This window comes from Pseudomonas sp. LBUM1668 (genome assembly GCF_059695715.1).
On the sequence record NZ_CP166787.1, the window covers coordinates 647,663 to 661,679 of the forward strand.

16 protein-coding genes are annotated in these 14,017 nt (G+C 60.6%); 7 read left to right on the plus strand and 9 right to left on the minus strand.

What is annotated here, in order from left to right; translation table 11 throughout:
• Positions 1 to 87: 87 nt before the first annotated feature.
• Positions 88 to 1,014, minus strand: a complete 927-nt coding sequence (locus tag ACA061_RS02795) for a LysR substrate-binding domain-containing protein (protein WP_497300517.1) — start codon at positions 1,012 to 1,014, stop codon at positions 88 to 90.
• 120 nt (positions 1,015 to 1,134) lie between these two features.
• Here ACA061_RS02795 and ACA061_RS02800 point away from each other — a divergent pair, with 120 nt between their 5' ends.
• The gene (locus tag ACA061_RS02800; protein ID WP_210554233.1) at positions 1,135 to 1,782 is read left to right on the plus strand and encodes an FMN-dependent NADH-azoreductase; all 648 of its coding nucleotides are present in this window, start codon (positions 1,135 to 1,137) and stop codon (positions 1,780 to 1,782) included.
• 120 nt (positions 1,783 to 1,902) lie between these two features.
• Positions 1,903 to 2,781, plus strand: a complete 879-nt coding sequence (locus ACA061_RS02805; protein ID WP_150602598.1) for an esterase/lipase family protein — start codon at positions 1,903 to 1,905, stop codon at positions 2,779 to 2,781.
• 146 nt (positions 2,782 to 2,927) lie between these two features.
• Here ACA061_RS02805 and ACA061_RS02810 read toward each other — a convergent pair whose 3' ends face one another.
• Complete coding sequence (locus ACA061_RS02810) at positions 2,928 to 3,815, minus strand: DMT family transporter (protein WP_210701143.1); 888 nt, start codon at positions 3,813 to 3,815, stop codon at positions 2,928 to 2,930.
• Between the two features lie 96 nt (positions 3,816 to 3,911).
• On the opposite strand from ACA061_RS02810, the gene ACA061_RS02815 reads away from it, so the two are divergent.
• The 3 genes from ACA061_RS02815 to ACA061_RS02825 all read left to right on the plus strand — a co-directional run bounded on the left by ACA061_RS02815 (position 3,912) and on the right by ACA061_RS02825 (position 6,338).
• On the plus strand, positions 3,912 to 4,706 hold the full coding sequence (locus ACA061_RS02815; RefSeq protein WP_497300518.1) for an AraC family transcriptional regulator: 795 nt from the start codon (positions 3,912 to 3,914) through the stop codon (positions 4,704 to 4,706).
• A gap of 63 nt (positions 4,707 to 4,769) precedes the next feature.
• Positions 4,770 to 5,075 (plus strand): PsiF family protein, encoded by a 306-nt coding sequence (locus ACA061_RS02820; RefSeq protein WP_042557433.1) that lies wholly within the window; start codon positions 4,770 to 4,772, stop codon positions 5,073 to 5,075.
• A 249-nt stretch (positions 5,076 to 5,324) separates the two neighbouring features.
• Positions 5,325 to 6,338, plus strand: coding sequence for an AI-2E family transporter (locus ACA061_RS02825; RefSeq protein ID WP_150602595.1), 1,014 nt, complete (start codon positions 5,325 to 5,327; stop codon positions 6,336 to 6,338).
• Between the two features lie 71 nt (positions 6,339 to 6,409).
• Here the strand turns inward: ACA061_RS02825 and ACA061_RS02830 are convergent, their stop codons facing one another.
• A complete protein-coding gene (locus tag ACA061_RS02830; RefSeq protein ID WP_210701141.1) occupies positions 6,410 to 7,684 on the minus strand; it encodes an Hsp70 family protein in 1,275 nt (424 codons plus the stop codon).
• Positions 7,685 to 7,976: 292 nt separating this feature from the next.
• Between ACA061_RS02830 and ACA061_RS02835 the strand changes: the two genes are divergently transcribed.
• Together ACA061_RS02835 and ACA061_RS02840 are read left to right on the plus strand one after the other, a co-directional pair.
• A complete protein-coding gene (locus ACA061_RS02835) occupies positions 7,977 to 8,927 on the plus strand; it encodes a DnaJ C-terminal domain-containing protein (RefSeq protein ID WP_042557436.1) in 951 nt (316 codons plus the stop codon).
• Positions 8,928 to 8,950: 23 nt separating this feature from the next.
• The gene (locus ACA061_RS02840) at positions 8,951 to 9,256 is read left to right on the plus strand and encodes a chaperone modulator CbpM (RefSeq protein ID WP_150602593.1); all 306 of its coding nucleotides are present in this window, start codon (positions 8,951 to 8,953) and stop codon (positions 9,254 to 9,256) included.
• 202 nt (positions 9,257 to 9,458) lie between these two features.
• On the opposite strand, the gene ureC is transcribed toward ACA061_RS02840, so the two are convergent.
• The 6 genes from ureC to ACA061_RS02870 all read right to left on the minus strand — a co-directional run bounded on the left by ureC (position 9,459) and on the right by ACA061_RS02870 (position 14,001).
• Complete coding sequence (ureC, locus tag ACA061_RS02845) at positions 9,459 to 11,159, minus strand: urease subunit alpha (RefSeq protein WP_150617975.1); 1,701 nt, start codon at positions 11,157 to 11,159, stop codon at positions 9,459 to 9,461.
• A 139-nt stretch (positions 11,160 to 11,298) separates the two neighbouring features.
• Complete coding sequence (locus tag ACA061_RS02850; protein WP_497300519.1) at positions 11,299 to 11,604, minus strand: urease subunit beta; 306 nt, start codon at positions 11,602 to 11,604, stop codon at positions 11,299 to 11,301.
• Positions 11,604 to 12,137, minus strand: a complete 534-nt coding sequence (locus tag ACA061_RS02855) for a GNAT family N-acetyltransferase (protein WP_497300520.1) — start codon at positions 12,135 to 12,137, stop codon at positions 11,604 to 11,606. Before ACA061_RS02855 ends, ACA061_RS02850 begins: the two co-directional genes overlap by 1 nt.
• 5 nt (positions 12,138 to 12,142) lie before the next feature.
• Positions 12,143 to 12,676: a GNAT family N-acetyltransferase gene (locus tag ACA061_RS02860; RefSeq protein WP_497300521.1), complete on the minus strand. Its 534-nt coding sequence runs from the start codon at positions 12,674 to 12,676 to the stop codon at positions 12,143 to 12,145.
• A 9-nt stretch (positions 12,677 to 12,685) separates the two neighbouring features.
• Positions 12,686 to 12,988 (minus strand): urease subunit gamma, encoded by a 303-nt coding sequence (ureA, locus tag ACA061_RS02865; RefSeq protein ID WP_042557443.1) that lies wholly within the window; start codon positions 12,986 to 12,988, stop codon positions 12,686 to 12,688.
• Between the two features lie 173 nt (positions 12,989 to 13,161).
• The gene (locus tag ACA061_RS02870) at positions 13,162 to 14,001 is read right to left on the minus strand and encodes an urease accessory protein UreD (RefSeq protein WP_150617972.1); all 840 of its coding nucleotides are present in this window, start codon (positions 13,999 to 14,001) and stop codon (positions 13,162 to 13,164) included.
• Positions 14,002 to 14,017: the final 16 nt, after the last annotated feature.

The following is a 14,017-nucleotide window of genomic DNA, read 5'->3' on the forward strand; positions in this document are numbered from 1 at the left end:
AGGCTAATCCGATTGGCGCCACGCTCTACAGGCGCGATCGCCTACCCAGGTTGTGAGTGATGCGCGAGCGGAAAAGTTTTATCGGATCTACACCGAAGCTGCCGAAGGCTGCGATCTTGGCGCCAGGCCAGACAAAAGTGCTTCTTCCTGCAACCACGCAAAAAACGCCCGCACCGGCGGGTGCCGCTCGCGCCCCGGCACACAAAGCGCGCTGTAGCCGGCACCGTCGACTTGCACATCGCCTTGAAATGGCACCAGCAAACCACTGGCGATGCTTTCCGAGACCAGAATATTGCTCGCCAGCACCAAGCCTTGCCCGGCGATCGCCGCTTGCAACGCGTAATGCTCTTCATCGTATTCGCGAATCGCCGGATGCTGATTCAGCCAGTTCGCACCGGACTTTGCGCACCACGCGTCCCAGCCATGGGCATACAGTTTCGAGTTGTGCCAGCGCACGCTGATCAGCGCCGGCGTGCGCCGCGCCGCCAGCGCCACTTGTTCTGGCGAGCCGTAAACCCCGAACGATTCATCGAACAGGCACAAACCGTAGAGATTCGGGTAATCGTCGAGGCTGTAGCGCAGCACGAGATCGACACTGGCGTCCTGATGCAGATCGATCACTTCGCAATGCGTGTCCAGGCGCACATTGATGTTCGGGTGCCTGGCATAAAACCGCCCGAGGCGCGGCACCAGCCACAGCGCGGCAAACGCGGCAGTGGTCGACAGCGTCAGGCTGCTGCCACTGCGTTGCGGGCGCAAGGTGTCGACGCTTTGCGCCACGTCCAGCAGCGCGCCATGCAGGCTGCGGAACAGCCGCTCGCCGCCCTCTGTCAGGCGCACCTTGCGCGGCAGACGTTCGAACAGGGCCACGCCGAGCCAATCCTCCAGCACACGGATCTGATGGGAGATCGCCGTTGGCGTTACCGACAATTCTTCGGCTGCGGCCTTGAAGCTCAGCAAGCGTGCAGCGGACTCAAAGGCGCGCAGGGCGGTCAACGGCAAGGAAGCGAACATTGAAACTCCATGGATGAAATGGATTCATCCCGAATGATTTTTGCTCATTTGAAGTCGGGCGGCTACGAGCTTCAAGCTGCAAGCCACAAGCAGTTGGATTCTAGTCCGGAGGAAGTACAGATGAGCAAAATTCTTGTGATCCATGCCAGCCCGCGCGGCGACCGTTCGCACTCGCGGCGTCTGGCGGAAGGTTTTCTCAGCGCCTGGCAAGTGCGTTATCCACAGCCGCAAGTGACGCGTCGTGAAGTCGGCCGGGCGCTGATTCCAGCGGTCAACGAGGCCTTTGTCGCGGCGGCATTCCATCCCGAGTCCGAAGCTCGGTCGCTGTCGATGCAGGCTGATCTGGCACTCAGCGATCAACTGGTTGGCGAGTTGTTCGATCACGATCTGTTGCTGATTTCCACGCCGATGTACAACTTCAGCGTGCCCAGCGGCCTCAAGGCCTGGGTCGATCAGATTGTGCGATTGGGCCTGACCTTCGATCACACGCTCGACAACGGTGTGGCCCAGTACACACCGCTGTTGCAGGGCAAGAGAGCGTTGATCGTCACCAGTCGCGGCGGTTTCGGCTTCGGTCCGGGCGGTGAGCTGGAGGCACTGAATCACGCCGACCCATGGCTGCGCACGGCGCTGGGTTTTATCGGCATCAACGACGTCACGGTGGTCGCGGCCGAAGGCGAGGAGTCTGCCGAACGCACTTTCGCGGTATCGGTGGCCGAGGCTGAGCAGCGCTTGCTTGAACTCGCGAGGGAGTTCCAGGTGGCCTGATTGTGGCGGGGGTTGCAGGGCTGAAGTAGGCTGAACGCTGCGTTGTCATCATTACAGCGGATGCTTGGCGGGTGTTTTGCACGCCTTGCATCCACTTACCGACCACAAGGATGTTTGCCCATGTCGACGCGTTATCCATTGGTGCTGGTGCCGGGAATGCTCGGGTTTATCCGGCTGGTGCTTTATCCGTATTGGTACGGGATTATCAAGGCGTTGCGCCGTGGTGGTGCAACCGTGATTGCGGTGCAGGTGTCGCCGCTCAATTCGACCGAGGTGCGTGGCGAGCAGTTACTCGCGCGCATCGACGAGATTTTGCGCGAAACCGGGGCGCAGAAGGTCAATCTGTTTGGCCACAGTCAGGGCTCGTTGACGGCGCGTTACGCTGCAGCGAAACGCCCGGATCTGGTGGCTTCGGTCACTTCGGTGGCCGGGCCCAATCATGGTTCGGAACTGGCCGACTATCTGCACAAACACTATCCCGCAGACAGCGCCAAGGGTCGTATCCTCGAAGTGCTGCTGCGTGTTGTCGGCTGGCTGATGGCGTTGCTGGATACCGGTTATCACGGGCCGAAACTGCCCGTGGATATCCACGCCTCGCATCATTCGCTGACCACTGAAGGCGTGGCGCTGTTCAATCAGCGTTATCCACAGGGCCTGCCTGAAACGTGGGGTGGCCACGGGCCGGAAGAGGTCAACGGCGTGCGGTATTACTCGTGGTCGGGTACGTTGCAGCCGGGCAAGACGGATCGTGGCGGCAATCTGTTCGACGGGACCAATCGCAGCTGTCGATTGTTTGCGAAAACCTTTGTCCGTGAGCCGGGGCAGTGCGACGGGATGGTCGGGCGTTACAGCTCGCATCTGGGCACGGTGATTGGCGACGACTATCCGCTGGATCACTTCGACATCGTCAACCAGTCGCTGGGGCTGGTGGGCAAGGGCGCGGATCCGGTGCGGTTGTTTGTCGAGCATGCGGCGCGCCTGAAGGCTGCCGGGCTGTAACCGTTGAGGTGCAGTGAATTAGGTGTGGCGAGGGGATTTATCCCCGATGGGTCGCGCAGCGGCCCCAAAAAAGCGGGGGACGCTGCGCGACCCATCGGGGATAAATCCCCTCGCCACAGAGACCACAAACCCTACAAAAGGTCACATCAGGCAACGCTGAGTTTGCGGCCCAACACCGTCGTCCAGCGCTCGGAAAGAATCACCCCGCCCAACGTCAGCAAACCACCCACCAGGTGATACATCGCCAGTCGTTCCTTCAACACCAGCGCCGCAATCAGCGCGGTAATCAACGGCAGCAAGTTGAAGAACAGTGTGGTCCGGCTCGGCCCGAGGCGCATCACCGCCTGCATCCACGCCAGCGGCGCGACCATCGATGCCAGCAGGCACGCATACAACACCAGCGGAATATTCTGCAGCGTCAGCCCGGTTTTCGGTGAGGCGGCATACAGCGGAAACAACACCACAATCGCTACCAGCACCTGCAAATACAGCAACACCAGCGGGGGCAGGCGCAGCTGCCATTTCTTCAGCAAGGTGCTGTAAATCGCATAGGCGAGCGTGGCGATCAGCATCATCGCATCGCCCAAATTCACGCCGTGTTGCAGCAACGCGCCGAGGCTGCCCGACGACACCACCACCAGCACACCGGCAAACGACAGCACCGCACCCACCAACGCACCGGCAGTCAGGCGCTGGCCGAGGCTGATGATTGCCATGGCCAGCGACATCAATGGCATCAGCGACAGGATGATGCCCATGTTGGTTGCCGTGGTCAGGGTCGCGGCGAAGTAGGCGAGGCTTTGATACACCGCCATGCCGAGCACGCCGAGGACGAAAATCTTGCCCAGGTTGGGGCGGATCTGCGGCCAGTGCGCGATCACTTGTTTGAGCATGAACGGGGTGAACAGCAAACCGGCTAACAGCCAGCGGTAGAAACCGATCTCGGCCGGAAAGATCGCGCCGACCGCGAGTTTGTTGATCACGGTGTTGCCGGCCCAGATAAAGATCGCCAGCAGGGGAAAAGCGTATTGCATGCGTTGAAACCAGTACGTTGATGAAACGTGATTATCCCCTGTCTGGATGCAGCCCTATACTTCGAACCAGACAACCTGGCACTGAAAGCGGACAGCATGAACAGTAAACACATCGATCTGCTCGATTTCAGCGAACTGCCGTCAGCGGTGTACTTCCGTTACGCCGATTTCAACGCCCATGAGTTTGCCGCGCCGCACCGCCATCCGTGGGGCACTCTGGAATACGCCGCTCACGGGGTGTTGCACATGGACGTCGATGGCAGTCGTTTCATGTCGCCGCCGCAATACGCGGTGTGGGTGCCGCCGCAGGTCGAACACAGTTTCTACAGTCATCAACCGGTCAATTACCGGGCGGTCTGTCTCGATCCCAAGGTTTGCGCCGAGTTGCCGGCGCGGGCCTGCACATTGGCGATCAGCGATATCCTCAAGGCGATTCTCAAAGACTTCGCCGCCCGTGACGTGAAGATTCCCGAGCTGGATGCTGATCAGCGTCTGGCTCAGGTGCTGGTCGATCAACTGCAACAGGCGCCGGTGCATGAGTGTTATCTGCCGTATGCAAGCAGCCCCGGATTGCTGGCGATTCTTGAAACGCTGCAAGCGCAGCCAGGCAACAACCAGCCGCTGGCGCACTGGGCTGCGCAGGTGCATGTCAGCGAGCGCACGTTGGCGCGGCAGTTTGTTCGAGAGCTGGGGATGAGTTTCGGTGAGTGGCGCCAGCGTCTGCGCTATCTCGCCGCAATTGAAGCGCTGGAAACGTCGCACAGCGTGCAGGAAATCGCTTTTGATCTCGGCTACAGCAGCGGCTCGGCGTTTATCGCCATGTTCGCGCGGCAGGCCGGTTGCACGCCGGAGCAGTACCGCCGCAGCCACCTGGAAGGCAGGAAGATGTAACAGGATTTGGCTACACTCCAGCAGAGGCCGCCTCCATCGAAGCGGCGACAAGGAGAAAACTCCATGAAGATGTTGCGTGTCCCGTTGTTGATGATTGGTTTGCTCCTGTGTTCCCAGGGTTTCGCCGCCACGGCGCAACAGAACAAAATGACCACCTGCAATGCCGATGCGACCGCCAAGAGTCTGAAAGGCGATGAGCGCAAAACCTTCATGAGCACTTGCCTGAAGGCAGCGCCCGCGGCCAATGACGCCAAGGCCCTGACCCCGCAACAGCAGAAGATGACCACGTGCAACGCCGATGCGAAAACCAAAGCCCTGAGCGGCGATGCGCGCAAGGCGTTCATGAGTGAGTGCCTGAAGAAAAAGTGATCCTCTGACCTTGTGGTGAGCGTGCCGGCCTCATCGCGGGCAAGCCCGCTCCCACAGGGTTTTGGTGGGCTCAGATAATTTGTGTACGACGCAATCACTGTGGGAGCTGGCTTGCCAGCGATGAGGCCAGATAGCCCCCTGAGCTTTTGACTCATGGCCCCGATCAGGCTTGCCCCAGCATATCCCTAGTGCTCCCCCCGGAACGCTGGCAGACTGCCAATCCTTTTACGCCGTTCGTTTTGAGGCTGTATGCCAACGTTTTCTGAGCGTCATGTTGTGTTCTGGGTCAGTTGCATCATCATTTTCGGCGGGTTGCTGCTCGTCCTGCCGCTGCGGTTGTTGCCCAGCCTGCTGGCCGGGTTGCTGGTGTTCGAGCTGGTCAACATGCTCACCCCACAACTGCAACGGCTGATCGAAGGTCGCCGCGCTCGTTGGCTGGCGGTGGCACTGCTCGGTACGCTGGTGGTCAGTGTGCTGGCGTTGCTCTTCGCCGGGGCCATCAGTTTCCTCCTGCACGAAGCGGAAAATCCCGGCGCCTCTCTGGACAAATTCATGGGCGTGGTCGATCGGGCGCGCGGTCAGTTGCCGCCGTTCATCGACGCCTATTTGCCGGCCAGCGCCGCTGAATTTCGTGTGGCCATCGGCGAATGGATGAGCAAACACCTGTCCGATCTGCAACTGGTGGGCAAAGATGCGGCGCACATGTTCGTGACGTTGCTGATCGGCATGGTGCTCGGCGCGATCATCGCCTTGCAGCGCATACCGGACGTGACCAAGCGCAAACCGCTGGCGGCCGCGCTGTTCGACCGTCTGCACCTGCTGGTTCAGGCCTTTCGCAACATTGTTTTCGCGCAGATCAAGATCTCCCTGCTGAACACCTTCTTCACCGGGATTTTCCTCGCGGTGATCCTGCCGATGTTCGGCGTCCATCTGCCGCTGACCAAGACACTGATCGTCCTGACCTTCCTGCTCGGCCTGTTGCCGGTGATCGGCAACCTGATATCGAACACGCTGATCACCATCGTCGGTCTGTCGCTGTCGATCTGGGTGGCGATGGCCGCACTGGGTTATCTGATTTTCATCCACAAGCTCGAATACTTCCTCAACGCGCGCATTGTCGGCGGGCAGATCAGTGCCAAGTCGTGGGAATTGCTGCTGGCGATGCTGGTGTTCGAGGCCGCATTCGGCCTGCCGGGGGTGGTGGCGGGGCCGATTTATTATGCGTATCTGAAGAGTGAGTTGAAGCTGGGGGGGATGGTCTGACCGATGGGCCTGGGTTGCCTGATCTGACGCCATCGCTGGCTTGCCAGCGATAGGCGCAACTGGGTATCTGATCAGTCCATGGCGCCGTAGCGCTTCATCGCCTCAATCGCCAAACCGCTGCCAATGCTGCCGAAGATATTCCCCTCGACGTGCCGCGCTTTCGGCAACATCGCCGAAACGCTGTTGCGCAGTGCCGGGATGCCGCTGGAACCACCGGTGAAGAACACCGTATCCACTTGATCCACGCGCACATTGGCGTCGTTCAGCAGGTTCGTGACGCTGCCGCGCACCCGCTCCAGCAGCGCATCGATCGCAGATTCAAACAACGCCCGCGTCAGCTCCACGCTCAACCCGGCTTCGATGCGGTCCAGCGGCACGTGGCGGCTGTCGGCGTGGGTCAGCTCGATCTTGGTTTCCTCGACTTCCATCGCCAGCCAGTGCCCGGCGCGTTGTTCGATCAACTTGAACAGGCGATCAATGCCGCCCGTGTCTTCGATGTCGTAGCGCATGCTGCCCAGCGCCAGACTCGATTTTTGCGAGTACACCGAGTTGATCGTGTGCCAGGTTGCCAGGTTCATATGATGGCTGGTCGGCATGTAGGCGCCGCTCTTCATGCGGCTGCCGTAGCCGAACAGCGGCATCAGGCCTTGCAGGCTCAGCTGTTTGTCGAAGTCGGTCCCGCCGATGTGCACGCCGCCGGTGGCGAGAATGTCGTCGTGGCGGTTATCCACACCGCGACGCTCGGGCGACAGGCGGACCAGCGAGAAGTCGGATGTACCACCGCCGATGTCGACGATCAGGACCAGCTCTTCCTTTTCGATGGTCGACTCGTAGTCGAAGGCCGCAGCGATCGGTTCGTACTGAAACGACACGTCTTTGAAACCGATCTTTTTCGCCACGTCCACCAACGTGTCTTCGGCTTCCTGGTCGGCCAGCGGATCGTCATCGACGAAAAACACCGGGCGGCCGAGCACCACTTGCTCGAACTCCCGACCGGCGGCGGTTTCGGCGCGGCTCTTCAGTTGGCCGATGAACAGGCCGAGCAGGTCCTTGAACGGCATCGCCGTGCCAAGGACGCTGGTGTCGTGCTTGATCAGCTTGGAGCCGAGCAGGCTTTTCAGCGAGCGCATCAGGCGGCCTTCGTAGCCTTCCAGGTACTCGTGCAGCGCCAGGCGACCGTACACCGGGCGGCGCTCCTCAAAGTTGAAGAAGACCACCGACGGCAGGGTGATCTTGTCGTCTTCCAGCGCGATCATCGTTTCCATGCCGGGGCGCAGCCAGCCGACGGTGGAGTTGGACGTGCCGAAGTCGATGCCGCAGGCACGGGCTGGAGAGGCGTCTTTCATGTCTTTCGGTTCCGGTCAAAAAAACGGCCGCGCAGTGTATGTCAGTGCGCGGCAGATTCGTAGGCCGGTCATCTGCTATTTGATGACTAATCTTGCTTGAAACTCGCCGCTTTGCCCCAAACTTGCTGGCATGGGCCGGCAGATACACCGGCGGTCGCAAGAACCGCCGTCCACTGCCGATAAACTTCTGCAGCGCCACCCGGTCACAAACTTGAGATCGGTCAACCCGGCACGCGCTAATCGGCGCATGCTGGCATGGGCGCGAAATCGATAACGGATGGTGATTCCTTCAATGGACTTCAAAGACTATTACAAGATACTCGGCGTGGAGCCGACAGCAGACGACAAGGCCATCAAGGCTGCCTATCGCAAGCTGGCGCGCAAGTACCACCCCGATGTCAGCAAGGAAAAAGACGCCGAGTCCAAATTCAAGGACGCGTCGGAAGCCTATGAAGCGCTGAAAAGCGCAGACAAACGCGCCGAATACGACGAGCTGCGCCGCTACGGCCAGCACGGTCAGCCGTTCCAGGGACCGCCGGGCTGGCAGAGCCGTGGCGGTTTTGGTGGCGGCGGTCAGGACACCGGCGACTTCTCGGACTTTTTCAGTTCGATCTTCGGCAATCGCGGCCCCGGTTTCGGTGGCGGTGACGGTCGGCAACAACGCAGTGCAGGGCGCCGAGGGCAAGACGTGGAAATGGAACTGCCGATCTTCCTCGAAGAAACGCTTTCGAACGAATCGAAAAAGGTCACCTTTCAGGTGCCGCAATACAACGCGGCGGGCCAGCACGTCAGCAACACCAGCAAAAGCCTGAACGTGAAGATCCCTGCGGGCGTGACCGACGGCGAGCGCATCCGCCTCAAGGGCCAGGGTGCACCGGGTGTGGGTGGTGGCGCGAGTGGCGATCTGTACCTGACCATCCGTTTGGCGCCGCACCCAAAATTTGATGTCGAAGGCGAGAACCTGATCATCACGCTGCCGTTGGCACCGTGGGAGTTGGCGCTGGGTGCCGAAGTGGCCGTGCCGACCCTGACCGGCAAGATCAACCTCAAGGTGCCGGCCGGCAGCCAGAACGGCCAGCGCATGCGCGCCAAGGGCCATGGTCTGAAAAACAAGGCCGGTGAGCGTGGTTATCTGTTCGTGCAGCTCAAAGCCGTCATGCCAAAGACCGCCGACGATGAGGTCAAGGCGCTGTGGCAGGAACTGGCGAAGAAAGCCGCTTTCAATCCGCGAGAGAACTTCTGAACCCAGCGACGGAGTAGCCCATCATGAGCAGCCCCCTGATCGTTCAACTGGACATGGCAGAATTCTGTGAGGCGGCCGATTTGTCGGACGTCTACGTGATCGAAATCGTCGAACACGGCATCCTCGAACCTCAGGGCGCGCAGCCCCGGGAATGGCGCTTCACCGATTACGAACTGGCCCTGGCCAAACGCGCCGCGAAGCTGCGGCGCGATCTCGATCTGGAGTGGGAAGGCGTCGCCCTGGCGCTGGACCTGCTTGAAGAGGTTCGCGAACTGCGCGCCGAGAACAGTATGTTGCGCCAGCGGTTGGGACGGTTGGTGGTCGAATAACCGAATCGCGGTCCCTGTAGGAACTGCCGAAGGCTGCGATCTTTTGACCTTGTTTTTTAAAAGCAGGATCAAAAGATCGCAGTCTTCGACAGCTCCTACAGGGATTGGTGTACGCAGGCCCTTGTAGGAGTGAGCCTGCTCGCGATGAACGATTACGCGGTACGACAGACAGAATGAAAAAGGCCCGGATGGGCCTTTTTTGTCAGAACAGGAAATAGCGCTGAGCCATCGGCAATGTTTCCGCAGGCTCACACCAGAGCAACACACCGTCAGCCTTGACCTGATACGTCTGCGGATCAACGTCGATGTTCGGCAAGTAATCGTTGTGGATCAGATCGGTTTTCTGCACCTCGCGGCAACCTTTGACCACCGCGATTTTCTTTTTCAGACCCAAGGCTTCCGGCAACCCGGCTGCCTGCGCCGCCTGACTGATAAATGTCAGGCTGGTGGCATGCAGTGAACCGCCATAGCTGGCGAACATCGGCCGGTAGTGCACGGGTTGCGGCGTAGGAATCGAGGCGTTGGCGTCGCCCATCAGGCTTGCCGCAATGGCGCCGCCCTTGAGAATCAACGTCGGTTTCACGCCGAAAAACGCCGGACGCCAGAGCACCAGATCCGCCCATTTGCCCACTTCGATCGAGCCGACTTCATGGCTGATACCGTGAGTGATCGCCGGGTTGATGGTGTATTTGGCGATGTAGCGTTTGGCGCGGAAGTTGTCGTTGCCTGCGCCGTCCTGTGGCAGCGGGCCGCGCTGCTTTTTCATCTTGTCGGCAGTCTGCCAGGTGCGCGTGATGACTTCGCCGACGCGGCCCATGGCCTGGCTGTCGGAGCTGATCATCGAGAATGCGCCGAGGTCGTGGAGGATGTCTTCGGCGGCAATGGTTTCGCGGCGAATGCGGCTTTCGGCGAACGCCACGTCTTCGGCAATGCTCGGGTCGAGGTGGTGGCAGACCATCAGCATGTCGAGGTGTTCGTCGATGGTATTGCGGGTGAACGGTCGGGTCGGGTTGGTCGAGCTGGGCAGCACGTTGGCGAAACCGCAGGCCTTGATGATGTCCGGCGCATGTCCGCCACCGGCACCTTCGGTGTGATAGGTGTGGATGGTGCGGCCCTTGAACGCGCCGAGGGTGGTTTCGACGAAACCGGATTCGTTGAGCGTGTCGGTGTGGATCGCCACCTGCACGTCGTACTGATCGGCGACGTTCAGGCAGTTATCGATGCTCGCCGGGGTGGTGCCCCAGTCTTCGTGCAGCTTGAGGCCGATGGCGCCGGCCTTGACCTGCTCGATCAACGGCTCCGGCAGGCTGGCGTTGCCCTTGCCGGTGAGGCCGATGTTCATCGGGAACGCGTCGGCGGCCTGAAGCATGCGCGCCAGGTGCCACGGCCCTGAGGTGCAGGTCGTGGCGTTGGTGCCGGTGGCCGGGCCAGTGCCGCCGCCGATCATGGTGGTGACACCACTCATCAGCGCTTCTTCGATCTGCTGTGGGCAGATGAAGTGGATGTGCGTGTCGATGCCGCCCGCGGTGAGGATCATGCCTTCGCCGGCAATGACTTCGGTGCTGGCGCCGATGGCGATGGTCACGTTGGGCTGCACGTCCGGGTTGCCGGCCTTGCCGATTGCAGCGATGCGCCCATCCTTGAGGCCGACGTCAGCCTTGACGATGCCCCAGTGATCGATGATCAGCGCATTGGTGATCAGCGTGTCGACGACTTCGGCAGCCAGCAGTTGGCTTTGGCCCTGACCGTCGCGGATGACTTTGCCGCCACCGAATTTCACTTCCTCGCCGTAAGTGGTGAAGTCCTGTTCGACTTCGATCCACAGCTCTGTGTCGGCCAGGCGCACCTTGTCGCCGACGGTGGGGCCGAACATGTCGGCGTAGGCCTGTCTAGAAATCTTCATGTGCTCGCCTTGGGATTCAATTGGTTTTGAAATCGCTCGCATTACTCGCTTTCGCGAGCAGGCTCGCTCCTACATTTGATCGCGGTCTCATGTAGGAGTGAGCCTGCTCGCGATGGCTTTCTTGCAGTCACCTGATGACTTAGAGATCACCCATGACCCGCCCGGCAAAACCGAACACCCGCCGATGCCCGGCGTAATCCACCAGCTCGACTTCCCGGCTTTGCCCCGGCTCGAAGCGCACCGCTGTGCCGGCCGCGATGTTCAGGCGCATGCCACGGCTGGCCGCGCGATCAAACGTCAGGGCGTCGTTGGTTTCGAAAAAGTGATAGTGCGAGCCGACCTGGATCGGCCGATCGCCGCTGTTGGCGACTTTCAGGCTGACGGTGCGGCGGCCGACGTTGAGTTCAATCTCGCCGGCCTGGATCTGGTATTCGCCAGGAATCATCACTGGGCTCCTTGCAGAACTTTGTAATAGAGGGCAGTCGGTCGATACGTGCCGTGGGGATCGCAGGCGTAGTCGGGGATGGCCCCGGCGCGGGTGTAACCCAAGGACTTGTAGAAGTCTTCAGCAGGCGAGCCTGCCTCGGTATCGAGGTAGAGCATGCCGCGCTTTTGTTTGGGCGCTTCGAGCTCCAGCGCTGTCATCAATTGCTGGCCGAGACCACGACGACGCGCTTGCTCGCGTACCAGCAGTTTTTGCACTTCGGCGCGGTTCAGGCCATTGGCCTTTTGGCACAGGGCCAACTGCACACTGGCCAGCACTTGCTCGTCGTTGACCACCACCCAAAGCAACACGCTGCCCTTGTTGACGTTGTCTTGCACCTCATCGAAATAGGTGCGGGCCTGCGCGGCATCGAGGTCGGCCATGAAGCCGACACTGGCGCCATACCCCACGGCATCAAGCAGCAGATCGATCAGGCCCTGACGATAATGCGCAAAACTTTCAGCGTTGACGCGGCGCAGTTGGGCGGCGTTCATCGGTGTCACTCCTTGTCGGTGTCGGGCGGCTCCGCGCCAGGGTTGAGGGTCAGTTGCATGAAGGTCAGGTCCAGCCAGCGGCCGAACTTGGTACCGACTTGCGGCATCTGCCCGGTGATGAGGAAACCGGCGCGCTCGTGCAATCGAATGGAGGCGGTGTTGCCGCTTTCGATGGCAGCGACCATGACGTGTTTGCCGCAGGTTTTTGCGCGCTCGATCAGTGCAGTCATCAGTTGCGGACCGAGGCCGTTGCCGCGTTGGTCGTTGCGTACGTAAACCGAATGCTCGACGGTGTGGCGGAAGCCGTCGAAGGGCCGCCAGTCACCGAACGAAGCGTAGCCGAGCACCGTGTTGTCGCTGTCGACGATGACCAGGATCGGGTAAGCCTGAGCCTGGCGTGCGGCGAACCACGCTTGCCGGTTGCCGAGGTCGACGGCCGATTCGTTCCAGATCGCCGTGGTGTTGAGCACGGCATCGTTGTAGATATCGCGGATCGCCGGCAGGTCGGCGTGGAGGGCATCGCGAATGGCGTAGGTCATGGCGCGGCCTCAGACAATCGGTTGGTGGACGGTGACCAGTTTGGTGCCGTCGGGGAACGTTGCCTCAACCTGAATCTCCGGGATCATTTCCGGGATGCCTTCCATCACTTGATCGCGGCTGAGCAGGGTGGTGCCGAAGTGCATCAGCTCGGCCACGGTGCGGCCGTCACGGGCGCCTTCGAGCAGGGCGGCGGAGATGTAGGCCATGGCTTCCGGGTAGTTGAGCTTCACACCGCGAGCCAAACGCCGCTCGGCGACGAGGCCGGCGGTGAAGATCAGCAGCTTGTCTTTTTCGCGTGGGGTCAGGTCCATTTGGAATCAATCTCGGCAGTTAAAGATATTAAGTCGTGCGCACTGTAGGAGCTGCCGAAGGCTGCGATCTTTTGACTTTGTTTTTAAGTGCAAGATCAAAGGATCGCAGCCTCGTTTCACTCGACAGCTCCTACAGGGGGATTGCATTTCAGGGTTCAAATGCGCAATGCATTTCAGGTGTTCCAGATTCGTGGGGGCTGGGCGTCGCGACCCAGCAGGGCGGGTCTGAGCAAACGCCATAAATCGATGAGCCAGGCCCGGGCGAGCAATGCTTCACTGGCCAGACACCGAGCGACCAATAGCCCCGGCAACTGCGTCAGATCCCCGCGCACCTCATGGCCCAGCGAACGACAACGCTCCAGCAGTTCAGCATCAATTTCCCCGGTCACCAGCAACGTCGCAAACACCGGTTGCCCGTCCAGCCCTATGGGCGAATCAAGCAAACCGTCCCCGCCGACAATGCGCTGTCGCTCATGCCAGAGCAATCGACCATCGCGACGAATATCCAGATGACTCTGAAAATGGCCCAGATCAAAGCGCTCGCCACTGGCCGGGCGGCCCAGCGCGACCACGTCCCAGTAGAACAACCGCGCATCGCCTTCAAGATCGATCGAGGTCGTTAGTTCTGCCTGCGCAGCGCTGTAGACGATGGTCTCTTGTGGCAACCATTCCAGCGTTGCCCCGGCAGCTACTTTCAAGTCCAGCTGCTGATACGCAGGGCCTGCCGCGCGGTACCATTTGGCCGCGCCGGGGCTGGTGATCTGCGCCCAGGCGTGCGCCTCGACGCGGGCGCTGATGTCCAGCCGATCACCGCCGGCAATCCCGCCAGGCGGGTGGACGATGATGTGTTGGCACACTTCAGGACCTTCGGCGTACAGATGCTTTTGCACTCGCAGCGGGCCAAGGTGACGGCGCATGACCGGGCGCGTGCAATCGCCGAAGCGCGCGTAGGCCAGCTCCAGCTCAGCGTGCCAGCTCGGGGTAAACAGGGCAGTGGAAATGGGTAAATTCATGGTTTGTAATTATCGT